Here is a 25,137-nt window from a genome sequence, read left to right as displayed (position 1 = left end):
ATTCACATTATTGACAGGCGCCTGAATCCAGGCGGCAAGAGTCTTGAGAACCGCCAGCGGTTCTTGCGTCGGGCCAAATCCCTGGTGCAGGGCGCCGTCAAGAAGACCTCGCAGGAACGCGACATCAAGGACGTCCTGGAGGGTGGTGAGGTCACGATCCCGCTCGACGGCATGCACGAGCCGCGCTTCCGCCGCGAAGGCGGAACGCGCGACATGGTGCTGCCCGGGAACAAGAAGTTCATCGAGGGCGACTATCTGCAGCGCTCCGGCCAGGGCAGCGCCAAGAATTCCGGCCCGGGCGAAGGCGACAGCGAGGACGCCTTCCGCTTCGTGCTCTCCCGCGACGAGTTCGTCGATCTCTTCCTCGACGATCTCGAACTGCCGGATCTCGCCAAGCGCAAGATCGCGCAGACCGAGAGCGAGGGCATCCAGCGCGCCGGCTACACCACGTCGGGCTCGCCCGCCAACATCTCGGTGAGCCGGACGGTGAAGCTGGCGCTCGCCCGCCGCATCGCGCTCAAGCGTCCCCGCAAGGAGGAGATCGAGGAACTGGAAGCCGCGCTCGCCGCGTGTACGGACGAGGACGAGCGCGTGGAGCTTCTCGCCCAGCTCGAAAAGCTGAAGGCGAAGTCCAAGCGGATTCCCTTCATCGATCCGCTCGACATCCGCTACCGCCGCTTCGAGACGGTGCCGAAGCCGGTGGCGCAGGCGGTGATGTTCTGCCTGATGGACGTGTCGGGCTCGATGTCCGAGCACATGAAGGATCTCGCCAAGCGCTTCTACATGCTGCTCTACGTGTTCCTGAAGCGCCGCTACAAGCACGTCGAGATCGTCTTCATCCGCCACACCGACCGCGCCGAGGAGGTGGACGAGCAGACCTTCTTCTATGGCCCGGCCTCGGGCGGCACGCTGGTCTCGAGCGCGCTGCAGGCGATGCACGAGATCGTGCGCGAGCGCTTCAACCCGTCGGACTGGAACATCTACGCCGCGCAGGCCTCCGACGGCGACAATTCCTATTCCGACGGCGAGCTCACAGGGCTCCTGCTGACCGACAAGATCCTGCCGGTCTGTCAGTTCTTCGCCTATCTCGAGGTCGGGGAATCCGGCGGCAGCGCCTTCGATCTCTCCGACTCCTCGCTCTGGACCCTTTACGAGCGCCTGCGCAACGGCGGCGCACCGCTCTCGATGCGCAAGGTCAGCGAGCGCAGCGAGATCTTTCCGGTGTTCCACGATCTGTTCCAGCGCCGCGAAACTGCCCAGGAGAAAGCCGCTCCATGACGGAACGATTGTTCGAAGGCGCGGATTGGGATTTCCACACCTTGCAGCGCATCACCGATGCCTGCGAGATGGTGGCGACGAAAGATCTCGGGCTCGACGTCTACCCGAACCAGATCGAGGTCATCACCGCCGAGCAGATGCTGGATGCCTACTCCTCCGTCGGCATGCCGCTGTTCTACAAGCACTGGTCGTTCGGCAAGCAATTCGCTTTCCATGAGGCATCCTATCGCAAGGGCCTGATGGGGCTCGCCTATGAGATCGTGATCAACTCCTCGCCCTGCATCTCCTATCTGATGGAGGAGAACACGGCGACGATGCAGACCCTCGTGATCGCGCACGCCGCTTTCGGCCACAACCACTTCTTCAAGAACAACTACCTGTTCAAACAGTGGACCGACGCCGACGGCATCCTGGATTATCTCGACTTCGCCAAGACGTATGTCATGCAATGCGAGGAGCGCTACGGCCGCGTCGAGGTCGAGCGCACGCTCGATGCCGCGCATGCGCTGATGTCGCACGGCATCGACCGCTATCCCGGCAAGAAGAAGCTGGACTTGCGCGCCGAGGAGAAGCGGGCAGGGCGGCGCCGCCAGCACGAGGAGGAGGTCTTCAACGACCTCTGGCGCACCGTCCCCAAGGGCGCGGCCAAGAGCCGGTCAGCGCTCAGCATCGAGCGCCGCCGCAAGCTGCTCGGCCTGCCGCAGGAAAACCTGCTCTACTTCCTGGAGAAGAGTGCGCCGCGGCTGGCGCCGTGGCAACGCGAGCTGCTGCGCATCGTCCGCCACATCGCGCAATATTTCTATCCGCAGAGCCAGACCAAGGTGATGAACGAGGGGACGGCCACCTACGTCCACTATCGCATCATGACCAAGCTGCACGAGCAGGGCCGCATCACCGACGGCAATTTCCTGGAATTCCTGGGATCCCACACCAACGTGGTGTTCCAGCCCGAATTCGACGACCCGCGCTTCTCCGGATTCAACCCCTATGCGCTCGGCTTTGCCGTGATGCAGGACATCGAGCGCATCGTCACCAAACCGGAGGACGAGGACCGCGAATGGTTCCCCGACATCGCCGGCAAGGGCGACGTGATGGGCGTGCTGCGCGACGTCTGGGCCAACTACCGCGATGAAAGCTTCATCGCCCAGTTCCTGAGCCCGAAGCTGATGCGGCACTTCCGCATGTTCCATCTGCACGACGATCCCGAGGAGCGTGCCGGCATCCGGGTCGATGCCATCCACGACGAGCGCGGCTTCCGCCGTGTCCGCCGCGAGCTGGCGCGGCAGCACGATGTCGGCTTCATCGACGCCAATATCGAGGTCGTCGACGTCGATCTCTCCGGCGACCGCCGGCTGATCCTGCACCACCACGTCATCAAGGGCTCGCAGCTCAACGAGACCGATGCCAAGCGGGTGCTGCAGCACCTGGCCGATCTCTGGACCTACGACGTCGCGCTGATCGAGGTCGATGCCAACGACAAGGTCATGCGCGAATACGTCGTCAGCCCGCGCCCGATCCCGGCGGCGGTGGCTTGAGGCGGCTGACTGTGCCGGACGTCTGATGGGTTACCCTCAACTAGCGCACCGGCGGAGGTGCGTTCCCTCCCCCCTTGTGGGGGAGGGTTAGGGAGAGGGTACCTAGCAAAAGGTGCTGGTTGTTGATGATGCACCGAGTGTGATCGCGCGACGGAAAGAATCCCCGTGTCGCACCCCCCTCCCTGCCCCTCCCCCACAAGGGGGGAGGGAACGGAGAGAGGCTCCGAACTCGCTTTGAACTCGCTACCCCTTAGCGCTTCGCCGGCTTCTTCACCTTGCTCATATTCAACTCCACCGCCGCGCGGATCAGCGCCTTCAACGCCTTTTCGTTGATCTTCTCGCCCTCGCGAATGTCGATCGCGCGCCGGACATTGCCCTCGAGGCTGGAATTGAACAGGCCGGCCGGGTCGTCCAGCGCGGCGCCCTTGGCAAAGGTCATCTTCACCACTTCCTTGTAGGTCTCGCCGGTGCAGATGATGCCGTCGTGCTCCCAGACGGGAACGCCGCGCCATTTCCATTCCTCGACGACCTCGGGATCCGCCTGCTTGATCAGGCCGCGGACCCGCGTCAGCATTTCGCCGCGCCAGTCGCCGAGCTCCTTGATCCTGCCGTCGATCAGCTTGGAGGGCGACGGCCCAGTCGCGTCTTTCGTGCTGGTCTTCTTCGCCGCTACTGCCTTCTTCATCGTCTCGCCTCGTGTCACGCGTTGCCGCGGCGGCCGAGATAGGGCAGCGCGAACAGATAGAGCCCGGTCGCCAGCAGCGGGATCAGCGGGACCAGCGCGAGGAAGCCGATCCAGACGGCCTGGAGCTGCATGGTCATGGCGACGATGTTGGCGATGACGGCAAGCGTGAAAGCCATCGACAGCCAGCGATGGATCTGACGAATCCGCATGTCTGTGCTCACTGGGGTCTCCTTCTAGAGATGATTGGAATGGATATGGCCGGCCGGAGCTATTCTCCCCGCGCCAGCACCTCGTCCAGCTTGGCAAGGAACTGCTTCCAGCCGGCATGCGCGCCGCCGTAAGCCTGCTTCTGCGTCGGGCTGAAGCCCGCCTGCTCGACGCGTAAGTGCGTGCCCGCGCCGGTCGGAGTCAGCGTGAAGGTGACGACGCTCTTGAGGTCGAACGCGGCGTCCTCATGCGAGAAATTCCAGGTGTAGGCGAGCGTCTTCTGCGGCTCGATGGTGAGCACCTCGCAGTCCAGCACGCCGCCCCATTCGCCGCGAAGATTGAAGCGATGACCGACTGACGGCTTGAAGTCGTTCTTCATCAGCCATTCCTCGATCAGATGCGGTTGCGTCAGCGCGCGCCAGAGCCGCTCGGCCGGGAAGGCGAATTCGCGCTCGATCACGACGGAGCGCGTTTCGCTTGAGGCTTCGGTCATTGGTCCATCCTCTTCAGGAGATCGTCGAGTGCGTCGAGCCGCCTCTGCCAGAATCCGGTCATCTGGCTGGTCCAGTCGAGCAGCGGATCGAGTGCGCCGGGCTGCGCGCTGTAATGGGTCTGCCGTCCCTCATGGCGGTCGCGCACCAGGCCGGCCAGCTTCAACGCGCCGAGATGTTTCGAGACTGCCGGCTGGGAAACGCCGGATCTCACGGTCAGGGCCCCGACCGTCTGCTCCCCCTCGCGGCACAGCCGCTCGAAGATCGCCCGCCTTGTGGGGTCGGCGAGCGTCCGGAACAGGAGGTCGGGGGCGAGGGACATGGGAATCCATAACCGGGAAGTTATGGTTTAACTCATAACCGTTGGGTTATGGGTAAGTCAAGCATGATGGCGGCGGCGGGAGCTTTGCAGCGGAAGGCATCCGCGGGCGCGACTTACCTCTCTCGCTTGCGGGAGAGGTCGACGCGAAGCGTCGGGTGAGGGTTCTCTCCTCTGGGGGTTCTTCATTGCGGAGACACCCTCTCCCCAGCCCTCCCCCGCAAGCGGGGAAGGGGCGCACCTTTCTCGTGGCAACCGCAATGCCCTAGGGCCGCAAGTACAGATACCCCTGCGACTGCAGCTCGGCCAAACGAACCACGCCGCCCTTTTCCGCGCTCACGAAGCCCGGCAGCAGCTCGGTGAGCGTCACGTTCTGCGCCTTCATCGTGTTGCCGCACGCGGCGAGCTCGACGCCATCCTTGGAGAATTCGCCGACGCGCTTGCTGATGTCGGGGTTGGCCTGCGCCGAGTGGAATGCCTTCAGCGCCGGCCCGTGGATCACCAGCGCGATCGTGACGTGATCAGGACCGTCGACGCCGTCGATGTGGTTCTGGATGTTGCCCAGCACGAAATTGACCTTCTCGGCATCGCTGAGATGGTAGACCACTTTGAGCTTGTTGCCCGCGCCCGCTTCCGTCGCGGCTTTCGCGCTGGAGGCACCGAATGCCGCGCCCAGGGCCGAGATTGCGCTCCACAAGATGTTCCGCCGGTTCATGGCGATCTCCCTCGACTGGACTGAATTCGCCGGAGACATATCATCATTTGTGGCGGAGCGCTGCGAGTTCCTTGCGGTCGGTCACCAGCGAAGCGCACTCGCTGTTGTCGGTGCGGTCGAGGCGGAAAATCCGGTCGTCGGCACCGCCGACCAGCGACTGCTCGGCCTCGTCATCCGGCTTGTTGTTCTGCCAGACGCGGACCCGTTCGAGCCGCACGATCGCCGATCTGTCGTCTTTGGACAGTGCAACGCCGATGCCACCGCCCTCGCAATCGACACCGCAACCGAGGCGAACCTCGTTGCCGTCCTTGGTGAATACGGCGTGGTTACAAGAACCGCTGGAGTCGAAATCGCCGGAGCGATGGCGGTACCTGAAGCCCAGGCGGAAGGAATTGTGCAGCTCCCTGTCTTCCTTGTCCAACTCGGCTGAGATCAGCAGCTTCATCGAAGCGACCTTCTGTTTCGGATGCCGCGCCAGATGCTCCGCATCGTAGCGGCGGACGAAGCAGGCATAGGCCTTGTTGCCGGGGGTGCCCGCATACATCCGCGTGTTGAAGGTCTCGGCCTCGGCCTTGCTGGCTTCGCGGATGTCGTCAGCCTCATCCGCGTGGGCCGCGCTGATGAGTGCGGCAACGGCGAGGGCAGTCAGGAGAGAGAGCTTCATGATGGCCTCGAGCGCAATAGCTGAGCTGTAGGCTTTAGACGCGGCCCAAGTGCGACGCGTTCAACGCGCGCAAGTCGCGCATGATCATCGCAGCGCGGAGTGGGATGGATAGTTCCAGGCACGGCGTTAGTCACCGGGAGGGCGAGGAAGGTTCAACCGATGCGACGCCTTCGCCGTCCGGAACTCGATCCCTGCGAGTCGTTCGACATTGCTCCATTTCATCAATGTGATAGCCTTCACAGACGATCGCCTTTAGCGGTCGCAAGCTGGGGCTGCCTTTGTAGGTTTGTGGAGTCCCCCCGCAATGGGCGAAATTCGCAACTTCAGACCCGGAAGTCAGGATGAGCCGCCTCCGCACGGCTCAATGCCTCGTCGTCTCGCAGCCATCATCGTCGGTGACATCGCCTCCTACAGCCGCATGATGCAGGCCGACGAGGAGGGCACGCATGTCCGCGTCAAGCGGATCGAGCGTGATCTCATCCAGCCCAGCATCGTCGAACATCATGGGGCGCTGGTGAAGACGACGGGCGATGGCTTCATCGCGATCTTCGACAGTCCTGTCGAGGCCGTTCGCTGCAGCATCGTCATCCAGCAGAACCTCATCGGCCGCAATGCCTCGCTTCCGAAGCACTCCCGGCTCGAATACCGGATCGGCGTCAATCTCGGTGACGTGATCGTGGAGCCGGACGATGTCTATGGCGACGGAGTCAACATCGCCACACGTATCGAGGGTATCGCCGAGCCCGGTCACGTCTATATCTCGGGCGCGATCTACGAGCAGATCAAGCACAAGGTGGTGTGCGGCTATGAGTCGCTCGGGGACCGCAAGGTCAAGAACATCACGGATCCGGTGCGCGTCTATCGCGTGCTGCCGGACGCAGATGCCGTCGGAAGGACGCGAGGACGGCGCGAGAATACTCTGATCTTTCTCCTTGGCATCACGCTGCTGGTGATTGCGACCGGCGCGCTGTGGTATCTGCTGGCGCAGCCGCGGGGTAGAGTGGGCGAGCAGGCCGCCACGCCGGCCGCATCCCCGGTCGCTTCCCCGAGCCCGCTGGCTCCGCCGCGCGAAGCGGCGACGCAAACGCCGCAACCATCTCCGTCATTGGCGTCGTCTCCGGCACCGGCGCCCAGCCCGTCGGTCGCGCCGCCCAGCCCATCGGCCACGCCGCCCCGCGAACCCGAGATGATCGCCATTCGCGGCGGCAGCTTTGCGATGGGAAGCAATGACGATCCGACCGAACGTCCTGTCCACCAGGTCACGGTCAAGCCGTTCTCGATCGGCAAATATCCGGTGACCGTGCAGGAATGGAACGAATGCGCGGCCGCAAAGGCGTGCAGCTTCACCGCTACCGGCAAAGACGATGCGCCGATCAGCAATGTGAGCTGGACCGACGCGCAGCAATATGCGGGGTATCTGGCGCAGGCGACCAAGAAGCCCTACCGGCTTCCGAGCGAAGCCGAATGGGAATACGCCGCGCGCGGCGGCACGCAGAGCAAATATTGGTGGGGCGACAAGCTCCAGCCAGGCATGGCCGGATGCAAGGATTGCGGTGACCTCGCGGCCGAGCAGCCGGCGAAGGTCGGCAGCTTCAAGCCGAATCCGTTCGGCCTCCACGACATGGGTGGCGGTATCGATCAATGGGTCGAGGACTGCTGGCACAAGACCTATCAGGGCGCGCCCACCGACGGCTCGGCATGGAGTGGCGGGGACTGCAGCTCGCACGTCCTGCGCTCGGGCTCGTGGAAGAACGATGCGAGATATGTGAGGCCATCCAATCGCGATGGTTACGACACCAATGTCCGTTATCCCACGCATGGATTCCGCGTCGCGCTCGGTCCGTAAGTGCTGGAGTGGATTTGATGAAGATCATTCATTGTGTCGCATTGGCGACGGCGATCGCAGTGCACCCGGGCGCAGCCTACTCGCAGGGAAAGACCGCGCCAAAGGACGCAAAGCTCTATTTCATTACGCCGCACGATGGGCAGAAGGTTCGCGGTGGATTCTGGGTCCGGTTCGGGCTGCGCAACATGGGCGTGACGCATGCCGGCGACGATTACCAGAATGCCGGTCATCATCATCTGCTGGTCGACGTCAACGATCCCATCGATCCCAAGGAGCCGATCCCGCAGGACAAGTCGCACCTGCATTTCGGCGCAGGGCAGACCGAGACCATGCTGGACCTTGCGCCGGGGACTCACACCCTGCAGCTGGTGCTCGGCGACGCCAAGCACTATCCGTTCGAACCGCCGGTCGTGTCGGAGAAGATCACGATACGCGTCAGGTCGCCGGCTGCGGCCCGGAGCAAATGATCACCGCAGGCTGGCGTTGATCTTGTCCAGCACGGCCGAACCCGGGCACAGCGTGTCCGCTTCCAGCGTGTTGAGCGGCGTCTCGACCGTGTTGAGATGCTCGTGCAGATCTTCGGCGTCGGGGTCGACGTAAAGGAGACCGGTGACGATCTGCCCCTTGGCGGCGTGCCGCGCGAGGAAGGTCTGGGCGCCCAGCCGGTCATGCGGATCGTAGTCGGCGTCGATCTTGCGCAGCGCGATCTTGCTGCCGTCATGCTGCTCGACCATTTGCACCGTGCCCGGCGCATAGTCCACCGCGATGGGGTCGCGGCCGACCAGCACGTCGAGCCGGTTCACGGCGTCGTTGTGCTCGCGGACATAATCAAAGCTCTTGGTCGAGCCGGCGTGGTTGTTGAAGGCGATGCAGGGGCTGATGACGTCGATGAAGGACGCGCCCTTGTGGCGGATCGCGGCCGCGATCAGCGGCACCAGCTGGGTCTTGTCGCCGGAAAAGCTGCGCGCGACGAAGGTGGCGCCCAGCTGCAGCGCGATCGCAACGAGGTCGATGGCGTTGTCGGTGTTGGTGACGCCCTTCTTGGACTTCGAGCCGCGGTCGGCGGTGGCCGAGAACTGGCCCTTGGTCAGCCCGTAGACGCCGTTGTTCTCGACGATGTAGGTCATGTTGACGCCGCGCCGGATCGAGTGTGCGAACTGGCCGAACCCGATCGAGGCGGAATCGCCGTCGCCGGAGACGCCGAGATAGATCAGATCGCGGTTGGCGAGGTTGGCGCCGGTCAGCACGCTGGGCATGCGGCCGTGCACGGAGTTGAAGCCGTGCGAATTGCCGAGGAAATAGTCCGGCGTCTTCGACGAGCAGCCGATCCCGGAGATCTTCGCCACCCGGTGCGGCTCGATCGAGAGCTCGTAGCAGGCCTCGATGATCGAAGCCGTGATCGAATCGTGACCGCAGCCGGCGCACAGCGTCGAGATCTTGCCCTCGTAGTCGCGATGCGTGTAGCCGAGCTCGTTCTTCTTGAGGCCGGGATGATGGAATTTCGGCTTTGCAATGTAGGTCATGAGAGCACCTGCGATCCCAAGCCCGTCATGGCCGGGCTTGTCCCGGCCATCCACGTCTTGGCCGGGAAGAAGAAAGGCGTGGATGCCCGGATCAAGTCCGGGCATGACGATGGAGAGAGCAACGCGTCGGTCATGACACGGCCTTGCGGAGCGGGGTCACCTTGAGGTGATCCTGGTGGTCGCCAATGGCTTTTGCGATGAAACGGGCGGTGATCGGCGAGCCGTCATAGTGCACGATCGGCACGAGGCGCACCGGGTCGATGCCGTTCTCGTTGACGATCAGCTGGCGGAGCTGGCTGTCGCGGTTCTGCTCGACGACGTAGACGAAATCGTGCTCGGCGAGGAAGCTCGCCACGCTCGAATGGAACGGGAAGGCGCGGATGCGCAGGCGGTCGAGCTGATGCCCGCGCGCTTCCAAAAGGCCGATCGCCTCGTCCATCGCCGGTGAGGTCGAGCCGAAATAGATCACGCCGTATTTGGTCGGCCGTTCCGCATTGGCCTGCAGCGGTCGCGGTACCAGGTCCTGCGCGGTCTCGAACTTGCGCATCAGGCGCTGCATGTTGTCGGCGTAGACCGAGCCTTCCTCGGAGTAGCGCGCATAGCGGTCGCGCGAGGTGCCGCGGGTGAAATAGGAGCCCTTGGTCGGGTGCGTGCCGGGATAGGTGCGGTAGGGGATGCCATCGCCGTCGACGTCGAGATAGCGGCCGAAGTCGCGCCCCTCTTCCAGCATCTCCTCGGTCATCACCTTGCCGCGGTCGTATTGCCTTGCGTCGTCCCATTTCAGCGGGCGGCAGAGCCGGTGGTTCATGCCGATGTCGAGGTCGAGCATCAGGAAGATCGTGGTCTGGATACGCTCGGCGAGATCGAACGCGGCGGCCGCGAATTCGAAGGCCTCGGCGGGATCCTCGGGGAACAGCAGCACATGCTTGGTGTCGCCGTGCGAAGCATAGGCGCAGGCGATGATGTCGCATTGCTGGGTGCGGGTCGGCATGCCCGTCGAGGGGCCGGCGCGCTGGATGTTCATGATCACGGCCGGGATCTCGGCGAAGTATGAGAGGCCGATGAACTCGGTCATCAGGGAGATGCCGGGGCCCGACGTCGCGGTGAAGGCGCGGGCGCCGTTCCAGGACGCGCCGATGACGATGCCGATCGAGGCCAGTTCGTCCTCACCCTGGACGATGGCGTATTTCGCCTTGCCGGTCTCAGGATCGTGCCGGTATTTCTTGCAGTGCGCGGTGAAGGCTTCGGCCACCGAGGAGGACGGCGTGATCGGATACCACGCGCATACCGTGGCGCCGCCATAGACGGCGCCGAGCGCGGCGGCGCTGTTGCCCTCGATGAAGATGCGGTCGCCGACCTTGTCCGACTTTTTCACCCTGAGGCCAATCGGGCATTTCAAATTCTGCAGCGCCCAGTCGCGCCCCAAATGCAGCGCATGGACGTTGGAGGAGAGCAGCTTTTCCTTGCCCTTGTACTGCTCGCCGATCAGCTGCTCGATCAGCTTCGGGTCCATGTCGAGCAGCGCCGAGAGTGCGCCGAGATAGATGATGTTCTTGAACAGCTGGCGCTGGCGCGGATCGGTGTAGGTCGAGTTGGTGATGGCGGTGAGCGGCACGCCGATTACGGTGATATCGTCGCGGAATTTGGTCGACGGCATCGGCTTGGTGGAATCGTAGAACAGATAGCCGCCGGGCTCGATGCCGGCCACGTCCTTGTCCCAGGTCTGCGGGTTCATCGCCACCATCATGTCTACGCCGCCGCGGGCGCCGAGATGGCCGTCCTCGGTCACCCGCACCTCGTACCAGGTCGGCAGGCCCTGGATGTTGGAGGGGAAGATGTTGCGTGGGGACACCGGGACGCCGTGCCGCAGGATCGCGCGCGCGAACATCTCGTTGGCGCTGGCCGAGCCCGAGCCGTTGACGTTGGCGAAGCGGACGACGAAGTCGTTTACGCTGCTGATCGGCTTTTTGTCGGGCATGTCGAACCTGCGTGGGTCATCTCGATGAAATATTTTTGCATGTCCCAGGCGCCGGTGGGACAACGCTCGGCGCACAGCCCGCAATGCAGGCAGACGTCCTCGTCCTTCACCATTACGCGCCCGGTTTTGAGATCCGAGGAGACGTAGAGGTCCTGGTCCGGATGCGGCGAGGGTGCCTTCAGGCGCTGGCGCAAATCGCTTTCCTCGCCGTTGCCGGTGAATGTGATGCAATCCATCGGGCAGATGTCGGCGCAGGCATCGCACTCGATGCAGAGCGAGGTCGAGAACACGGTCTGGACGTCACAATTCAGGCAGCGCTCGGCTTCGCCCAACGCCAGCTTGACGTCGTAGCCGAGCTCGACCTCGGCGCGGATGTCCTTCAGCGCGATCACCTTGTCGCGATGCGGCACCTTGTAGCGTTTGTCGATCGAGATGTCGTTGTCATAGCTCCATTCGTGGATGCCCATCTTCTGCGATGAGACATGCACGTCGGGCAGCGGACGCTCGGTAATGTCCTCGCCCGAGAGCATCTTGTGGATCGACAGCGCGGCGTCATGGCCGTGCGCCACCGCCCAGATGATGTTCTTCGGGCCGAATGCAGCATCGCCGCCGAAGAACACCTTTGGATTGGTCGAGGCGAATGTCTTGGGATCGACCTTGGGCATGTGCCATTTGTCGAACTCGATGCCGCAATCCTGCTCGATCCAGGGGAAGGCGTTCTCCTGGCCGACTGCGACCAGCACGTCGTCGCAGGGAATGGTCTGATCGGGGTCGCCCGAAGGCACGAGGTTACGGCGGCCTTTGGCGTCAAATTCGGCTTTGACGTGCTGGAAGGTGACGCCGATGAGCTTGCCGGCGACGTGCTTGAATGCCACCGGCACCATGTAATTGAGGATCGGAATATCCTCGTGGATTGCGTCCTCCTTCTCCCACGGCGAGGCCTTCATCTCCTCGAAGCCGGAGCGCACGATCACCGTGACTTTCTCGCCGCCGAGGCGGCGCGCGGTGCGGCAGCAATCCATCGCGGTGTTGCCGCCGCCGAGCACGATCACGCGCTTGCCGATCTTGTCGACATGGCCGAATGACACGTTGGCCAGCCATTCGATACCGATATGGATGTTGCCCGCCGCTTCCTTGCGGCCGGGAATGTCGAGCTCGCGGCCGCGCGGTGCGCCGGAGCCGACGAAGATCGCGTCGTATTTCTCCGCGAGCAGCGACTTCATGCTCTCGATGCGGTGGCTGCCCTTGAAGTCGACGCCGAGACCCAGGATGTAGCCGGTCTCCTCGTCGATCACCGAATTGGGCAGGCGGAATTTCGGGATCTGCGTGCGCATCATGCCGCCGGCTTCGGGATCGGCATCGAACACGGTGCAGTGATAGCCGAGCGGCGCCAGATCGCGCGCCACCGTCAGCGAGGCGGGGCCGCCACCGACGAAGGCGACGCGCTTGCCGTTCTTCGGCGAGGGGCGCGGCAGGCGCTGCCTGATGTCGTCCTTGAAATCGGCGGCGACGCGCTTGAGCCGGCAGATCGCGACCGGCGTCTCCTCGACGCGTCCGCGGCGGCACGCCGGCTCGCATGGACGATCGCAGGTGCGTCCCAGAATTCCGGGAAACACGTTCGATTTCCAATTGATCATATAGGCGTCGCTGTAGCGGCCTTGTGCGATCAGTCGGATATATTCGGGAACCGGGGTGTGCGCAGGACAGGCCCATTGGCAATCGACCACTTTGTGAAAGTAGTCGGGGGCCGCGATATCGGTCGGTTTCATTCCTACCCTGTCCGCGCAGGCTCAAAGACCCGGCGGCCTCTTCTGAGCTTGGCGAACGCTTAACGCGCTGCGATCTGGTTTCTGAATGACGTCATTGGGTTAGCTTATTAGAACCTTTCCGAAGTACAACGGCAAAGTTCGGCGCGTCCCCGCTTTCATGGGAGCTACGCGCGCACAGCATTAACGGCCGTGCGCGATGCGCGTGCGGTGCAATATGTTGCGATGCAGATGGTTGTTCAGCCGCGCGCGATATCGCTCTTCGCGAGATCCCACATCAGGCTGTAAGTCCCGACCGAGACGGGCAGCGGGAAGGGTGATGCGGCAGGGCCGGTGAAGCGCTCGGCGATCACGGCCGAGACAGCGCCGACATGCGTGCCGTCGATCAGCACGAACCAGTCGCGGACGCCTTCGTTGCGCACCGCCGGAATGTCCGCTGTCGCGCCGGACAATTCCGGCTCGCTCTCGAGCAGATGCATGGAGATGATGCCGTCGCGCTTCTCCGGCGCCAGCTTCTCTTGCAGTGCATCACGCCATGCGCCGGCATTGTCGGGCGTCGGCCGCAGGCGCACCACGCCGAGCGCAGCGCCGCGGCCGGTGCCGTTGCTGATGGTAATGCGAGCGACGACACGGAGCATGTCCTTGAAATGCGCCATGCTCCGCCGCGACCATTCGGTCTGGTTGGCCAGCCGCGCCCGATAGGCGGGACTGTCGAGCACGTCGAGCGTCGCGGTCGAGTACAGCGAGAGATATTTGGGATTGGCGGCATGCGCGACATAGCGCCGCGCTTCCAGAAAGCCCTCGATCGCGACGCGCTCTTCCAGATGTTCGCGATCGTACCAGCGGTTGAAATCGGCCTCATTGCCTGCGTCGATGTTCATCGACGTCAGCAGCATGCCCTTTCCGGCGAGCGGCATTTTCTTGTTGTCCTTTTTCGCGCATTAGCGCGCGGCCTTCGACGCAAGGTCGGCAATCGACTTCATCACCGCATCCCTCACGCCGGCATCATAGAGCGAATGTCCGGCTTCTTCCACGAGGCGAATCTCGGAACCCGGCCAAACTTTCGCGAGCGTGTGTGATGTCTCAGGAGGGCACAACAGGTCGTAGCGGCCCTGCACAATAATGCCGGGAATGCCGGCGAGCCGGTCCGCGTTCCGCAGCAGCTGGTCTTGGTTCATGAAGGAGTTGTTGATGAAATAATGTGCCTCCATGAACGGCGTCGCCGGCAGCGTGCGCCACACGTTCAGTGACGCCAGGTCCAGCCGCGTCTTCGCCGCCTTGTGCTCCGACAGGGCTCGCTCGGTATCGTGCCAGGCGCGGGCCGCAGGTCCGTGAATGGCCGGATCGGCATCGAGGATGCGGCGATAATAGGCTTCCACCGGGCGTGCGCGTTCCCCGGGCGGCAGCACGCTCAGAAAATCCTCGTAGAGCGCGGGATAGAATTGCGGCAGGCGCACCGTGAAGGCCGTCTCGACCTCTGCCCGCGTGCCCAGAAAGGTCGCGCGGAGCGCAATGCCGGAGATGCGCTCCGGATGGGCCTGCGCGTACGCCAGCGCCAGCGTCGCGCCCCAGGAGCCGCCGACGACCATCCAGCGTTCGAAGCCGAACTTGTCGCGGATCATCTCCATGTCCGCGATCAGATGTTCCGTGGTGTTGTGCTCGCGCGATCCCTTGGGACGGCTGCGGCCGCAGCCGCGCTGGTCGAACAGCACGGCGCAGAAGCGATCAGGGTCGAACAGCCGGCGATGATCGGGCTGGCATCCGCTGCCGGGCCCGCCGTGCAGGTAGACCGCGGGAATGCCGCCGCTGCGACCGACGCTCTCGACATAGAGCTCATGGCCGTCGCCGACGTCGAGCATGTCGGAGGTCAGCGGCGCAAAGGGATCAGCGCGCCTCGCCGCTGTGCCTGCGTCGGCGTCAGGCCCCATTCTCGGATTCCAGGGTGCCGCCGGCGAAGTTGCGATAGAGGAAGCGGCTGGTCTCGCCCTCGGCCTCACGCTCGGCCTGCTTGAAGATGGTTTCGTGCAGCGGCGACAGCGCGCAGGCCGGATCGGTGTTGGCGGCATCGCCGGTCAGCGCAAAGGCCTGGCAGCGGCAGCCGCCGAAATCGATCTCGCGGAATTCGCAAGACTTGCACGGCTCCTTCATCCAGCCGGTGCCGCGATAGCGGTTGAAGGCCTCGGAGTTCTGCCAGATCCAGGCGATCGAATGGTTGGAGCGCACCGACTCGAAGTCGAGCCCGGTGATGCTCTCGGCGGCGTGGCAGGGCAGCACCTTGCCGGCGGGCGAGATGTTGAAGAACTGACGGCCCCAGCCGCCCATGCATTTCTTCGGCCGCAGCGCGTAGTAATCGGGAACGACGTAGTCGATCGCAAGCGTGCCCTTCAGCCGTTCGCGCGCCTCCTCGACGAGGCGGGTACATTCGTCGAGCTGCGCCACCGTCGGCATCAGCGCGGCGCGGTTCTTCAACGCCCAGCCGTAATACTGCACATTGGCGACCTCGAGCCGGTCGGCGTCGAGATCGACGGACATCTGGATGATGTCAGGCAGCTGGTGCAAATTCTGCCGGTGCATCACCGCGTTCACGGTGAGCGGCAAATCGAGCTCGCGCGTCCACTTTGCGACCTCGAGCTTCTTGCGGTGGCCGCCCTTGTAGCCGGCGACGCGATCGGCGAGGCCTTCCTCGATGCCCTGGAACGAGATCTGCACATGGCAGAGCCCGGCATCGGCGAGATCGCTGAGCTTCTCGCGCGTCAGCAGTACGGCCGAGGTGATCAGGTTGGTGTAGAGGCCGACGTCGCTGGCATGCTTGACGAGGTCGACGAGGTCCTTGCGCGCCGTCGGCTCGCCGCCGGAGAAATGCACCTGCAGCACGCCGATCTCGGCGAGCTCGCTCAAGACCTTCTTCCATTCCTCGGTGGTCAGCTCCTTGCCCGAGCGATCGAGCTCCACCGGGTTGGAGCAGTAGGGGCATTGCAGCGGGCAGCGATGGGTGATCTCCAGCAGCACCGCGAGCGGAATGCCAAAAGTCTCCGCTGTCGAGCGCTGCTTCTCCAGCACCGCGAGGCTGTCGCTGGCGTTGGGCGGGACGGTGGGATTGCCGAGCACATCGCTCATGACGTCTTCTCCCGGGCTTCCGTGAGAAAGCCCTTGTCGGCGAGATCCTGCAGCATGACGATGACATCGGCCAGGATCGCCTCGCGCGGCGCGGCGTATTTGACCGCCAACGCGTCCGCAATGTCGCCGACGCTGCGCTCGCCGTTGCAGAGCTGCAGGACCTCGACTGCGATCTCGTCCGGGGCCAGAACACGTTCCGGCGCCAGGATCACCCAGACCTTTCGCGTCTCGTCATATTTCAGCTTGGCATGCCGCGGCAGCACCGGGCGGCTTGCCTCGCTGACGCTGATGTTCCGCGGCCCGGCCATTCCAGTTCCTCTTCAGTTCGCTTTGGGCACGAACGCGCCCGGCGGAATGTTGCCCTCGACATAGGCGTGCTGGAGCGCGTCGAGCTGCACCCATAGCACGTTGGTCTTGAAGATCAGCGCGTTGCAGACGGAGGCGCGCTCTTCCGGCGTCCTTGCATGCGCCTTGACATAGTCGAGCGCAAAGCCGGCATCGCGCGGCGCCTGGGTCAGGCGACGCTTGAAGTAGCTCATGATGTCAGGATTGACGAAATCATAGTGCTCCAGCATGCCGGAGATGCGTTCTTCATGCAGATTTGGCGCGAACAGCTCGGTAAGCGAGGAGGCGATCGCCTCCAGCGGGCTCTTCTCGCGGCAGTAGTGGACGTAGGCTTCGACCGCGAAGCGCGTCGCCGGCAAGATGCCTTCGGTCGATTCCACGTAAGCCGTGTCGAGCCCGAGTCCTTCCGTCAGCTTGATCCAGCGCTCGATGCCGCCCTCGGAGCCGACATCGCCGTCATGGTCCTCGATGCGATGGCGCCATTCCAGGCGCGTGGCGCGGTCGCGGAAGCGCGAGATCACCACCGCGTCCTTGATCGGGATGGTGCTCTGGTAATAGTAGCGGTTCAGCGCCCAGGCCTGCACCTGGCCCTTGTTCAGCTTGCCGCCGTGCAGCAGCTTATGGAACGGATGCAGGCTGTGATAGCGCGTCGCCCCGATATGGCGCAGCGCCGCCTCCAGCTCCTCGGCGCTCGTGAGCTTGATGTCCTTGCCGATCGAGAGCGCAGTCATTCCAGTCATTGACGCCGCATTCACAGCACGATCTCCGTTCCATCCGCCGGTATCTGCCAGCCCGCCGCCTCAGCGGCCTTGCGCTCGGGTGAGGCAGGCAGCAGCGCCGGGTTCGAGTTATTGATATGCAGAAATATCTTCCTGTCGATAGCAAGGTCGGCCAGCCGTGCGATGGCGCCGTCCTGGCCGGACATGGCGACATGTCCCATGCTCTTGCCGGTCTTGTGGCCGAGCCCGCATTTGATCATCTCGTCGTCCTGCCAGACCGTGCCGTCGAAGAACACGAGCGAAGCGCCGTCGATTTCGGCCTTCAGCGCGTCGGTCACCTCGGCGCACGCCGCGATGAAGTAGAAGCACTTGCCGGTCGCCTTGTCGGTGATCTTCAGGCCCAGCGTGTCGCCGTCGCCGCTCTCGCCACCGGGATGCGCCTTGCCTTCCAGATACCAGGCCGACTTGCCGGGGACTGCGAAGGCCAGCACTTCCAGCCCGGAGCGCGCGCCATCCGGTAGCCGCGGTTCGAACGGCTCGCTGATGTCGATCGGCTGGCGCCGCACGTTCTTTTCGTTCAGCACGTCGAAGATGCTGTTGCTCTTCAGGATCGCCAGCACCTTCTCGTGCGCATAGACCGTGAAGGGCGAGCCCTCGCGCATCGAGAGCAGGCCTGCCACCGCATCCACCTCGCTGTTGGTCAGGATAACGCCTGCGATCGGCGTATGGCGCAGCGCGCCCGCTTTGGGGTGCAGCTGCGGCGTGGCATTCAATTGCTGCCGCAGGTCCGGGGAGGCATTGATCAGGAACCAGTGCTCGCCGTCGCCGCTGAAGGCGACCGAGGCTTGGGTTCTCAAGAGTTCATGGCCGTTCTCACGGGCCGCCCGGCAGCCCTCGCAGCCGCAATTCCATTGCGGCACTCCGCCGCCGGCTGCGGCGCCCAGGACGACGACGCGAAGCATGATCCGTCTCCTGGAAGCAACGTCACGGAGGTGGATCTCAGGCCGACACGATTTCCATCATTCGGAAACCGGTCGTGACCGAAAGATCCACCTGCGCTGAACGCAGATCACCAACCGCTTACTTGCGGGTGGCGCTCACGTACATGTTGATTTCCATGCCGCAGGGCACTTCGACGATCTTCGGGGCTTTCCAGGCCATTTTGGCACTCCATTTTCGCGAATTCGGACGTATCCGCCCACCCGTTAAATTAATGCGCGCCGAGAAGTTCGCCAGTGAAATTTTCCCGAGAAGCCCATGTTGCGCCGCGAAAAAAAGCCCTCGGGAACACCACTTCTGGGGCGCTGCCTTGCGTTCGGCGCATTCGGTCGCGAACCCTGTCCTGATAAAGCAGTTGTGAGTGCAGTGCAGCTTTCAATCCGGTACAGGCGACCCAACTGGATTTCGATGATGCCCAGATACTACTTCAACACCCGTATCGGCGACGAACTGATCGTGGATCCCGAAGGCGAGGACCTGCGCAACCCCGACCGCGCCTGGGAGGTCGCCCGCCAGATGATCCTGGAGGTGGTGAAATCCGAGGGCACCCAGCGCGCCCTGCTGGACGCCGTGATCGAGGTGACCGACGCCGAAGGCGAGATCGTGCTGGAGTTCCCCTTCACCGAGGCGCTGCTGGACATCCCGGACGCGTCCGCGACGCGGCACTAGCCCCCACTCTCTCCCCGTCATTGGCCCTTGCGACGAAGCAATCCAGACTGCCTCCGCGGAGGGATTTCTCGATTGCTTCGCTGCGCTCGCAATTCAATGACGAGGGACCACCCGGCGCCTCAGCGCCTTCGCCCCTGCGAAATCCGCATGGCTTTGCCGCGTTCCCGGCGCTAAAAGACGCCGGTTACACGGAGCAAGCCATGCAAGATCTCTGGCGCCTGTCGGCTGCCGACCTCGCCACCCTCGTCAAGTCCAAAAAGGTGTCCGCCAGGGAGGCCGCTAAGGCCGGTCTCGCCCGCCTGGACGCCGTCAATCCCCAGCTCAATGCGGTGATCGACCACCGGCCGGACGACGTGCTCAAGCAGGCCGACGCCGTCGATGCCGCCATCGCGCGGGGCGAGGACCCCGGCGTGCTCGCCGGCGTGCCCGTCACCATCAAGGCCAATGTCGACCAGGAGGGCTTTGCCACCACCAACGGCCTCAAGCTCCAGCGCGATTTGATCGCGCGCGAGGACAATCCGGTGGTCGCCAATTTCCGCAAAGCCGGCGCCATCCTGCTCGGCCGCACCAATTGCCCGGCCTTCTCCTATCGCTGGTTCACCACCAACCTCGTCCATGGCGACACCAAGAACCCGCGTGACGCCTCTCTGACCCCGGGCGGCTCGTCCGGCGGCGCCGGTTCGGCGGTCGCGGCCGGCATCGGCCACATCGCCCACGGCACCGACATCGCCGGCTCGATCCGCTACCCCGCCTATGCCTGCGGTGTGCACGGCCTGCGCCCGACGCTGGGCCGCATCCCCGCCTTCAATCCGGCACTGCCGGAGCGCCCGATCGGACCGCAGATCATGGCGGTCTCGGGTCCGCTGGCGCGCACCGTCAACGACCTCAGGATTTCACTGGCTGCGATGTCGGCCCGCGACATCCGCGATCCCTGGTACGCACCAGTGCCGCTGGAAGGCCCAGCACGGGACAAGCGCGCCGCGCTCTGCCTCAATCCGGACGGCCTTGCCACCACGCCCGAAGTGAAGGCGGCGGTGATCGATGCGGGCAAGCGCCTCGAGCGTGCCGGCTGGACGGTCGAGACGATCGAAAACACGCCGTCGATGCGCGAGGCGGTCGAGTGGCAGATCAAGCTTTGGCTCGGCGACGGCTATGAAGCGCAGCTGGAGATGGCCGAGCGCGAGGGCGATCCCGGTGCGCTGGCGTGCCTGCGCGGCAATCGCGGCAGGGTCACGCCGATGGATCAGGCCAATTACGCCAAGGCGCTGACGCGGCGGGCCACTCTGACCCGCGACTGGATGCTGTTCTTCGAAAAATACGCGGTGCTGCTGACGCCGGTGTCCGGCGAGCTGCCGTTCCCCGATCATCTCGATCGCAAGGACGATGAGTCCTTCAAGCGCGTCTGGGAAGCGCAGCTGCCGCAGATCGCCATTCCCTTCATGGGTCTGCCGGGCCTCGTGGTCTCCACGGGTCTGGTCGGCAAGGCGCCCGTCGGCGTGCACATCGTCTCCGGCCGCTACCGCGAAGACCTCTGCCTGCTCGCAGGCGAAGCGATCGAGGCGGGCGGCGTGCCGCCGTCGCCGATCGATCCCGTGGGTTAGCGATGTCCGCGATCTACGATTTCAAGGCCAACTCGCTTGCGGGTGAGGAGGTTGCGCTCCGCCGCTTCGAGGGGCAGGTGCTCCTGATCGTCAACACCGCGAGCAAATGCGGCTTCACGCCGCAATATCGCGGTCTGGAGGATCTGCATCGCGATCTCTCGCCGCGCGGCTTCTCCGTGCTCGGCTTTCCCTGCAACCAGTTCGGCGCGCAGGAGCCGGGGCAGGCGAGCGAGATCCAGGCGTTCTGCTCGACCAATTACGACGTCACCTTTCCCTTGTTCGAGAAGATCGACGTCAACGGCGCCCATGCGCACCCTCTGTATGAGTACCTGAAACACCAGCAATCGGGCTTGTTAGGGGCCTCCATCAAATGGAATTTCACCAAATTCCTGGTGGACCGTCAGGGCCGCGTAATCGCGCGCTACGCGCCGACCGCACGGCCCGAAGGATTGCGGAATCAAATCGAGACCCTGTTATGAGCGAGACAATCATGAGCGACGAATTTCCGGACCGCCTGTCGGTCGATCCGAACAGCCCCTATTACAACGCAGACATCCTGGCGCGCGACGTCGGCATCCGCTTCAAGGGCGTCGAGAAGACCAATGTCGAGGAATACTGCATCAGCGAAGGCTGGGTCCGCGTCACCGCCGGCAACGCCAAGGACCGCCACGGCAACCCGCTGACCATCAAGGTGCACGGGCCGGTGGAGCCGTATTTCAGGGATAAGAAGTGACGGCGAAGCCGTCATTCCGGGGCGATGCGAAGCATCGAACCCGGAATCTCGAGATTCCCCGGTGCGCAATTGCGCACCTGAGGTCAGGTCCTTCGGACCATCCCGGAATGACGGGCTAACAAATCGAAAGGCCCCCCATGTCCGTCCGCATCGTCGACGTCCGCGAGATCACCAAGCCGATCTCATCGCCGATCCGCAACGCCTATATCGACTTCACCAAGATGACGACGAGCCTCGTCGCCGTCGTCACCGACGTCGTTCGCGACGGCAAGCGCGTGATCGGCTACGGCTTCAACTCCAACGGCCGTTACGGGCAGGGCGGCCTGATCCGTGAGCGTTTTGCCTCGCGCATCACCGAGGCCGATCCGAAGTCGCTGCTGAATGCGGCCGGCGACAATCTCGACCCCGACAAGGTCTGGGGCGCGATGATGACCAACGAGAAGCCCGGCGGCCACGGCGAGCGCTCGGTCGCAGTCGGCACCATCGACATGGCGGTGTGGGACGCGGTGGCGAAGATCGCGGGCAAGCCGCTGTTTCGCCTGCTCGCCGAACGGCACGGCGTCAAAGCCAATCCGCGCGTGTTCGTCTACGCCGCCGGCGGCTATTACTATCCCGGCAAGGACCTCTCGATGCTGCGCGGTGAGATGCGCGGCTATCTCGATCGCGGCTACAACGTCGTGAAGATGAAGATCGGCGGCGCGCCAATTGAAGAAGACCGCACCCGCATCGAGGCGGTGCTGAAGGAGATCGGCAAGGACGCGCAGCTCGCCGTCGACGCCAATGGCCGCTTCAACCTGGAGACCGGCATCGCCTATGCCAAGATGCTGCGCGACTATCCCTTGTTCTGGTACGAGGAAGTCGGCGATCCCCTCGACTACGCGCTGCAGGCCGCGCTCGCCGAATTCTATCCAGGCCCGATGGCCACAGGCGAGAATCTCTTCAGCCACCAGGACGCCCGCAATCTGATCCGCTACGGCGGCATGCGCCCGGACCGCGACTGGCTGCAGTTCGACTGCGCGCTCTCCTACGGCCTGTGCGAATACCAGCGCACGCTGGAAGTCCTGAAAACCCACGGCTGGTCCCCCAGCCGCTGCATCCCGCATGGCGGCCACCAGATGTCGCTCAACATCGCCGCCGGCCTCGGCTTAGGCGGCAACGAGAGCTACCCCGACCTGTTCCAGCCCTACGGCGGCTTCCCGGATGGCGTTGGCGTCGAGAACGGCCACATCACCATGCCGGACCTTCCGGGCATCGGTTTTGAAGGCAAGTCGGATCTCTACAAGGAGATGAAGGCGCTGGCGGAGTAGGGTCGACGGCGTCTCCAACAACTCGGTGTCGTCCCCGCGAACGCGGGGACCCATAACCCCAGGGAGAGGTTATGGAGCGGGCCGGCAACTCCGAATCTTCGCCAAACCCAACCCTGTGGCTATGGGTCCCGGATCAGCGCTTCGCTTGTTCGGGACGACGACTGAGTTTGCGGCTACGACAACCGCATGTCCAGCAGCCGCCTTCCTTCGCCCTTCAGCAGCTTCTTCACAGCGCTCGACGCCACCACCTCGCCGTCATTCGCGTAGGCCTCGTGGTTTTTCTCGATGTCGTCGAGGCGATAGAGGTAGTTGACCATCACGCCGGCGGATTCCCGCACGCCCTTCGGCGAGAGATCGCCGAGCCAGTTGATGCGCTCCAGCCTTGCGCCGTTGCCGAGATGGAAGCGGGCGACGGAATCGATCAGCTTGCCCTTCGGCGTGCGCGCCTTGAGGAAGTAGTGCGCCGCGAGCGGCTCGATCACGGCGCGGAGCTGTGCCGTCGTCTCGGGGCTCTCGAACCATTTGGGGTCGTCGAGGCGCTTCAGCACCTCGCGGTCCTCGTCCGACAGCGGCAGGTCCTTGTCCTGCTTCAGCCATGGCATGAAACCCGGCACCGGCGACAGCGTCACGAAAGTGTCGAGCTTGGGCGTTTCGCGGCGCAGCTCCTCGACCACCTGCTTGATCAGGAAGCTGCCGAAGGAGATGCCGCCAAGACCGCGCTGGGTGTTGGAGATCGAATAGAACACGGCGGTGCGCGCGCGCTCGATCGGCAGATACTGGCGATCGACCGCGAGCAGCGGCGCGATCGCGCCGGGGATCGTCTCGGTCAGCGCCACCTCGACGAAAATCAAGGGCTCGTCGACCATCGCGGGATGGAAGAAGGCGTAGCAGCGGCGGTCGACCGGATCGATGCGGCGGCGCAGATCGTCCCAGTCGGAGATCTCGTGCACGGCCTCGTAGCGGATGATTTTTTCGAGGATGTTGGCCGGGGTCGACCAGTCAATCCTGCGCAGCACGAGAAACCCCCTGTTGAACCACGAAGAGAGAAGATGCGAGACGTCGCGATCGAGCGCGGCGAGCTCGGTGTGGCCGTTCATCATGCCGAGCAGATCGGCGCGCATGTTGACGAGATCGCCGGTGCCGCCGGGCGCGCGGTTGAGGCGGCGGATCAGCTCCTGCCGCCGCGGCTCCGAGGCGAAATGCAGCGAGCTCGCGTCCTCGTCGCTCGGCGCGGCGCGCCATTTCTCGATCGCCTTGGACAGGCGCTCCCGGTCCGGGCCGAAATCGCGCACCAGTCCGTCGAAGAAGGCGCGGCGTCCCGCCGCATCCAGCTCCCGGTAGATGTCGAGCACCTCACGCGCGATGGCGATGCCCGATGCCTCGCCCCGGCCCGACAGCAGCGCGTCGCAGAGATCGATCAGCCCGTCGGCGTCCCGTCTGGTGTCGGCGGAATCTCCCCGACGAAGCAGCGTGCGGCCGCGCTCGGAGATCGTGGCGAGCAGGTCGGAGAAGAAGGCGTTGGCCATCGGGACTTTCGTGTCGGGTTTGTGCGTTGCGGAAGCTTACACGGGATTTGGGCAGAAACCGATCACAATCAAGCGGAGGAATGCGGCAACTTTAGTTGGGCCGTGCGTCTGGAGAATGCCGGCATGCCTGCCTTTGCGGCAATGCCACCGAGGGCCCCCCTACCGTAGGGTGGGCAAAGGCGCACTTGCGCCGTGCCCACGATCTCTCTCGATTGCGAAAAATGCGTGGGCACGCTCCGCTTTGCCCACCCTACGAGTTCTGCGCTCGTATCGACCAGCTACACTTTCCCCGCAAACTCAGTCGGCGTGCGCCCCGTCACCTGGCGGAACGCGGCCGAGAACGCGGGCACGCTGGCATAGCCGAGCTGGGTCGCAAGCTGCTTCACCGACACGCTGGCATCCGTCGAGAGCCGCTGGATCGCCGCGGCAATCCGCGCGCGCTGGCACCAGCTCTTGAAGCTCAGCTGCGTTTCCGTCGAGAACAGCCGCGACAGCGTCCGCGCGGAAGTTCCAACCTCGCGCGCCAGCGTGTCGATGTCGTGCAGGCCGGTGGGATCGTCGAGCACGATCATGGCGGCGCGGCGGCAGCGCACTTCGCGCGGCAGCGGCACGAAGGTCGCGGAATCCTCGGCCTGGTGCAATTCCAGCATGACGAGGCGCACCAGCAGCTCGGTCCGCTCCTCCGTGTTGCGCGCGTCGAACAGCGCCAGGATCGCCTGATTGAGCAGCGGCGACACCCGCACCACGAATTCCCGGGTCAGGCCGACATAGCGCTGCTCGCGCTTCAGCCAGGACAGGTCGAAATACAGCGTGCGCATCTCGATGTCGGCGAGCAGATCGATGGCATGCTCGAGCCCGGCCGGGACCCAGACCGCGCGATCCGGCGGCACCAGCCATCGCCCCCCGGGCGTCGTCACCTGCATCGTGCCCTTGGCCGCATAGATCAGCTGCGCCTCGCGGTGCAAATGCGGATCGATCCGCATGCCCTTGGGATAGTCGCGCGCGACCAGGTGCACGCCCGCGGGCGAGCGGTGGTTGCTCCGGACCTCCCTCAGGATTGGCGTTTCCAAGATTGGCGTTTCCAAGACAGTCATTGGCAGCATCCCGTCATGGG

At 64.2% G+C, this 25,137-nt stretch carries 27 protein-coding genes; 9 read left to right on the top strand and 18 right to left on the bottom strand.

The features are described 5' to 3' along the window. Both XH81_RS33515 and XH81_RS33510 read left to right on the top strand, forming a co-directional pair. Window positions 1-1,278 carry a YeaH/YhbH family protein gene (locus XH81_RS33515; RefSeq protein ID WP_028145663.1) on the top strand — a complete coding sequence of 426 codons (1,278 nt, stop codon included), beginning with the start codon at window positions 1-3 and terminating at the stop codon, window positions 1,276-1,278. Further along, window positions 1,275-2,813 carry a SpoVR family protein gene (locus XH81_RS33510; RefSeq protein ID WP_028145662.1) on the top strand — a complete coding sequence of 513 codons (1,539 nt, stop codon included), beginning with the start codon at window positions 1,275-1,277 and terminating at the stop codon, window positions 2,811-2,813. Before XH81_RS33515 ends, XH81_RS33510 begins: the two co-directional genes overlap by 4 nt. 250 nt (window positions 2,814-3,063) lie before the next feature. Here the strand turns inward: XH81_RS33510 and XH81_RS33505 are convergent, their stop codons facing one another. The 6 genes from XH81_RS33505 to XH81_RS33480 all read right to left on the bottom strand — a co-directional run bounded on the left by XH81_RS33505 (window position 3,064) and on the right by XH81_RS33480 (window position 5,894). After that, window positions 3,064-3,498, bottom strand: a complete 435-nt coding sequence (locus XH81_RS33505; protein WP_095426002.1) for a DUF1801 domain-containing protein — start codon at window positions 3,496-3,498, stop codon at window positions 3,064-3,066. 14 nt (window positions 3,499-3,512) lie between these two features. Continuing rightward, the gene (locus XH81_RS33500; RefSeq protein WP_085967818.1) at window positions 3,513-3,707 is read right to left on the bottom strand and encodes a hypothetical protein; all 195 of its coding nucleotides are present in this window, start codon (window positions 3,705-3,707) and stop codon (window positions 3,513-3,515) included. Between the two features lie 59 nt (window positions 3,708-3,766). Next, entirely contained in the window at window positions 3,767-4,198 is a 432-nt protein-coding gene (locus XH81_RS33495; RefSeq protein WP_028145659.1) for an SRPBCC family protein, read from the bottom strand. Beyond that, window positions 4,195-4,518: an ArsR/SmtB family transcription factor gene (locus tag XH81_RS33490; RefSeq protein WP_028145658.1), complete on the bottom strand. Its 324-nt coding sequence runs from the start codon at window positions 4,516-4,518 to the stop codon at window positions 4,195-4,197. The genes XH81_RS33495 and XH81_RS33490 overlap by 4 nt, the downstream gene beginning before the upstream one ends. 262 nt (window positions 4,519-4,780) lie before the next feature. Further along, the gene (locus tag XH81_RS33485) at window positions 4,781-5,230 is read right to left on the bottom strand and encodes a DsrE family protein (RefSeq protein ID WP_028145657.1); all 450 of its coding nucleotides are present in this window, start codon (window positions 5,228-5,230) and stop codon (window positions 4,781-4,783) included. A 43-nt stretch (window positions 5,231-5,273) separates the two neighbouring features. Then, entirely contained in the window at window positions 5,274-5,894 is a 621-nt protein-coding gene (locus tag XH81_RS33480; RefSeq protein ID WP_028145656.1) for a hypothetical protein, read from the bottom strand. A gap of 304 nt (window positions 5,895-6,198) precedes the next feature. Between XH81_RS33480 and XH81_RS33475 the strand changes: the two genes are divergently transcribed. Together XH81_RS33475 and XH81_RS33470 are read left to right on the top strand one after the other, a co-directional pair. Beyond that, the gene (locus XH81_RS33475; protein ID WP_028145655.1) at window positions 6,199-7,740 is read left to right on the top strand and encodes an SUMF1/EgtB/PvdO family nonheme iron enzyme; all 1,542 of its coding nucleotides are present in this window, start codon (window positions 6,199-6,201) and stop codon (window positions 7,738-7,740) included. 17 nt (window positions 7,741-7,757) lie between these two features. Then, complete coding sequence (locus tag XH81_RS33470) at window positions 7,758-8,207, top strand: DUF4399 domain-containing protein (protein WP_028145654.1); 450 nt, start codon at window positions 7,758-7,760, stop codon at window positions 8,205-8,207. Here XH81_RS33470 and XH81_RS33465 read toward each other — a convergent pair whose 3' ends face one another. The 10 genes from XH81_RS33465 to pqqA form a co-directional block, all read right to left on the bottom strand. Further along, window positions 8,208-9,263: a 2-oxoacid:ferredoxin oxidoreductase subunit beta gene (locus tag XH81_RS33465; RefSeq protein WP_018318541.1), complete on the bottom strand. Its 1,056-nt coding sequence runs from the start codon at window positions 9,261-9,263 to the stop codon at window positions 8,208-8,210. 130 nt (window positions 9,264-9,393) lie between these two features. Then, window positions 9,394-11,241: a 2-oxoacid:acceptor oxidoreductase subunit alpha gene (locus XH81_RS33460; protein ID WP_028145653.1), complete on the bottom strand. Its 1,848-nt coding sequence runs from the start codon at window positions 11,239-11,241 to the stop codon at window positions 9,394-9,396. Beyond that, on the bottom strand, window positions 11,211-13,010 hold the full coding sequence (locus XH81_RS33455; RefSeq protein WP_028145652.1) for an FAD-dependent oxidoreductase: 1,800 nt from the start codon (window positions 13,008-13,010) through the stop codon (window positions 11,211-11,213). The genes XH81_RS33460 and XH81_RS33455 overlap by 31 nt, the downstream gene beginning before the upstream one ends. Before the next feature lie 236 nt (window positions 13,011-13,246). Continuing rightward, the gene (locus XH81_RS33450; RefSeq protein ID WP_028145651.1) at window positions 13,247-13,924 is read right to left on the bottom strand and encodes a DUF4286 family protein; all 678 of its coding nucleotides are present in this window, start codon (window positions 13,922-13,924) and stop codon (window positions 13,247-13,249) included. A gap of 24 nt (window positions 13,925-13,948) precedes the next feature. Next, the gene (gene pip, locus XH81_RS33445; protein WP_028145650.1) at window positions 13,949-14,935 is read right to left on the bottom strand and encodes a prolyl aminopeptidase; all 987 of its coding nucleotides are present in this window, start codon (window positions 14,933-14,935) and stop codon (window positions 13,949-13,951) included. Next, window positions 14,925-16,124, bottom strand: coding sequence for a pyrroloquinoline quinone biosynthesis protein PqqE (gene pqqE, locus XH81_RS33440; protein WP_028145649.1), 1,200 nt, complete (start codon window positions 16,122-16,124; stop codon window positions 14,925-14,927). The genes pip and pqqE overlap by 11 nt, the downstream gene beginning before the upstream one ends. Next, on the bottom strand, window positions 16,121-16,432 hold the full coding sequence (pqqD, locus tag XH81_RS33435; RefSeq protein ID WP_028145648.1) for a pyrroloquinoline quinone biosynthesis peptide chaperone PqqD: 312 nt from the start codon (window positions 16,430-16,432) through the stop codon (window positions 16,121-16,123). The genes pqqE and pqqD overlap by 4 nt, the downstream gene beginning before the upstream one ends. Window positions 16,433-16,444: 12 nt before the next feature. Further along, entirely contained in the window at window positions 16,445-17,224 is a 780-nt protein-coding gene (gene pqqC, locus XH81_RS33430) for a pyrroloquinoline-quinone synthase PqqC (protein WP_028145647.1), read from the bottom strand. Beyond that, the gene (pqqB, locus tag XH81_RS33425; RefSeq protein ID WP_097668422.1) at window positions 17,221-18,150 is read right to left on the bottom strand and encodes a pyrroloquinoline quinone biosynthesis protein PqqB; all 930 of its coding nucleotides are present in this window, start codon (window positions 18,148-18,150) and stop codon (window positions 17,221-17,223) included. The genes pqqC and pqqB overlap by 4 nt, the downstream gene beginning before the upstream one ends. 118 nt (window positions 18,151-18,268) lie before the next feature. Further along, window positions 18,269-18,349 carry a pyrroloquinoline quinone precursor peptide PqqA gene (gene pqqA, locus XH81_RS33420; protein ID WP_007595659.1) on the bottom strand — a complete coding sequence of 27 codons (81 nt, stop codon included), beginning with the start codon at window positions 18,347-18,349 and terminating at the stop codon, window positions 18,269-18,271. Between the two features lie 249 nt (window positions 18,350-18,598). On the opposite strand from pqqA, the gene XH81_RS33415 reads away from it, so the two are divergent. The 5 genes from XH81_RS33415 (at window position 18,599) to tarD (ending at window position 22,497) form a co-directional block, all read left to right on the top strand. Next, window positions 18,599-18,856 (top strand): DUF6894 family protein, encoded by a 258-nt coding sequence (locus XH81_RS33415; protein ID WP_026202038.1) that lies wholly within the window; start codon window positions 18,599-18,601, stop codon window positions 18,854-18,856. 200 nt (window positions 18,857-19,056) lie between these two features. Further along, window positions 19,057-20,457, top strand: coding sequence for an amidase family protein (locus tag XH81_RS33410; RefSeq protein WP_028145645.1), 1,401 nt, complete (start codon window positions 19,057-19,059; stop codon window positions 20,455-20,457). A gap of 2 nt (window positions 20,458-20,459) precedes the next feature. After that, window positions 20,460-20,936, top strand: coding sequence for a glutathione peroxidase (locus XH81_RS33405; RefSeq protein ID WP_028145644.1), 477 nt, complete (start codon window positions 20,460-20,462; stop codon window positions 20,934-20,936). Next, window positions 20,933-21,190: a DUF3297 family protein gene (locus XH81_RS33400; protein WP_018318553.1), complete on the top strand. Its 258-nt coding sequence runs from the start codon at window positions 20,933-20,935 to the stop codon at window positions 21,188-21,190. Before XH81_RS33405 ends, XH81_RS33400 begins: the two co-directional genes overlap by 4 nt. A gap of 137 nt (window positions 21,191-21,327) precedes the next feature. Further along, on the top strand, window positions 21,328-22,497 hold the full coding sequence (gene tarD / locus XH81_RS33395; RefSeq protein WP_028145643.1) for a D(-)-tartrate dehydratase: 1,170 nt from the start codon (window positions 21,328-21,330) through the stop codon (window positions 22,495-22,497). A gap of 173 nt (window positions 22,498-22,670) precedes the next feature. On the opposite strand, the gene XH81_RS33390 is transcribed toward tarD, so the two are convergent. Next, window positions 22,671-24,023, bottom strand: a complete 1,353-nt coding sequence (locus XH81_RS33390) for a malonyl-CoA decarboxylase (protein WP_028145642.1) — start codon at window positions 24,021-24,023, stop codon at window positions 22,671-22,673. Window positions 24,024-24,301: 278 nt separating this feature from the next. Then, window positions 24,302-25,126 (bottom strand): AraC family transcriptional regulator, encoded by an 825-nt coding sequence (locus XH81_RS33385; protein WP_028145641.1) that lies wholly within the window; start codon window positions 25,124-25,126, stop codon window positions 24,302-24,304. Window positions 25,127-25,137 lie beyond the last annotated feature (11 nt).

The sequence above is a fragment of the Bradyrhizobium sp. CCBAU 25360 genome (assembly GCF_028128695.1).
Classification (GTDB): Bacteria; Pseudomonadota; Alphaproteobacteria; order Rhizobiales; family Xanthobacteraceae; genus Bradyrhizobium; species Bradyrhizobium ottawaense.
This window is presented reverse-complemented; position numbering and strand designations above follow the sequence as displayed.

Coding starts and splice junctions, on each gene's coding strand:
- XH81_RS33415 (WP_026202038.1), top strand. CDS start 18,599: ATGCCCAGATACTACTTCAACACCCGTATCGGCGACGAACTGATCGTG.
- pqqA (WP_007595659.1), bottom strand. CDS start 18,349: ATGGCCTGGAAAGCCCCGAAGATCGTCGAAGTGCCCTGCGGCATGGAA.
- XH81_RS33510 (WP_028145662.1), top strand. CDS start 1,275: ATGACGGAACGATTGTTCGAAGGCGCGGATTGGGATTTCCACACCTTG.
- XH81_RS33410 (WP_028145645.1), top strand. CDS start 19,057: ATGCAAGATCTCTGGCGCCTGTCGGCTGCCGACCTCGCCACCCTCGTC.
- XH81_RS33455 (WP_028145652.1), bottom strand. CDS start 13,010: ATGAAACCGACCGATATCGCGGCCCCCGACTACTTTCACAAAGTGGTC.
- XH81_RS33490 (WP_028145658.1), bottom strand. CDS start 4,518: ATGTCCCTCGCCCCCGACCTCCTGTTCCGGACGCTCGCCGACCCCACA.
- XH81_RS33400 (WP_018318553.1), top strand. CDS start 20,933: ATGAGCGAGACAATCATGAGCGACGAATTTCCGGACCGCCTGTCGGTC.
- XH81_RS33465 (WP_018318541.1), bottom strand. CDS start 9,263: ATGACCTACATTGCAAAGCCGAAATTCCATCATCCCGGCCTCAAGAAG.
- XH81_RS33385 (WP_028145641.1), bottom strand. CDS start 25,126: ATGCTGCCAATGACTGTCTTGGAAACGCCAATCTTGGAAACGCCAATC.
- XH81_RS33495 (WP_028145659.1), bottom strand. CDS start 4,198: ATGACCGAAGCCTCAAGCGAAACGCGCTCCGTCGTGATCGAGCGCGAA.
- XH81_RS33500 (WP_085967818.1), bottom strand. CDS start 3,707: ATGCGGATTCGTCAGATCCATCGCTGGCTGTCGATGGCTTTCACGCTT.
- XH81_RS33450 (WP_028145651.1), bottom strand. CDS start 13,924: ATGCCGCTCGCCGGAAAGGGCATGCTGCTGACGTCGATGAACATCGAC.
- pqqD (WP_028145648.1), bottom strand. CDS start 16,432: ATGGCCGGGCCGCGGAACATCAGCGTCAGCGAGGCAAGCCGCCCGGTG.
- pqqE (WP_028145649.1), bottom strand. CDS start 16,124: ATGAGCGATGTGCTCGGCAATCCCACCGTCCCGCCCAACGCCAGCGAC.
- XH81_RS33405 (WP_028145644.1), top strand. CDS start 20,460: ATGTCCGCGATCTACGATTTCAAGGCCAACTCGCTTGCGGGTGAGGAG.
- tarD (WP_028145643.1), top strand. CDS start 21,328: ATGTCCGTCCGCATCGTCGACGTCCGCGAGATCACCAAGCCGATCTCA.
- XH81_RS33485 (WP_028145657.1), bottom strand. CDS start 5,230: ATGAACCGGCGGAACATCTTGTGGAGCGCAATCTCGGCCCTGGGCGCG.
- XH81_RS33475 (WP_028145655.1), top strand. CDS start 6,199: ATGGGCGAAATTCGCAACTTCAGACCCGGAAGTCAGGATGAGCCGCCT.
- pip (WP_028145650.1), bottom strand. CDS start 14,935: ATGGGGCCTGACGCCGACGCAGGCACAGCGGCGAGGCGCGCTGATCCC.
- XH81_RS33390 (WP_028145642.1), bottom strand. CDS start 24,023: ATGGCCAACGCCTTCTTCTCCGACCTGCTCGCCACGATCTCCGAGCGC.
- XH81_RS33480 (WP_028145656.1), bottom strand. CDS start 5,894: ATGAAGCTCTCTCTCCTGACTGCCCTCGCCGTTGCCGCACTCATCAGC.
- pqqB (WP_097668422.1), bottom strand. CDS start 18,150: ATGCTTCGCGTCGTCGTCCTGGGCGCCGCAGCCGGCGGCGGAGTGCCG.
- XH81_RS33470 (WP_028145654.1), top strand. CDS start 7,758: ATGAAGATCATTCATTGTGTCGCATTGGCGACGGCGATCGCAGTGCAC.
- XH81_RS33460 (WP_028145653.1), bottom strand. CDS start 11,241: ATGCCCGACAAAAAGCCGATCAGCAGCGTAAACGACTTCGTCGTCCGC.
- XH81_RS33505 (WP_095426002.1), bottom strand. CDS start 3,498: ATGAAGAAGGCAGTAGCGGCGAAGAAGACCAGCACGAAAGACGCGACT.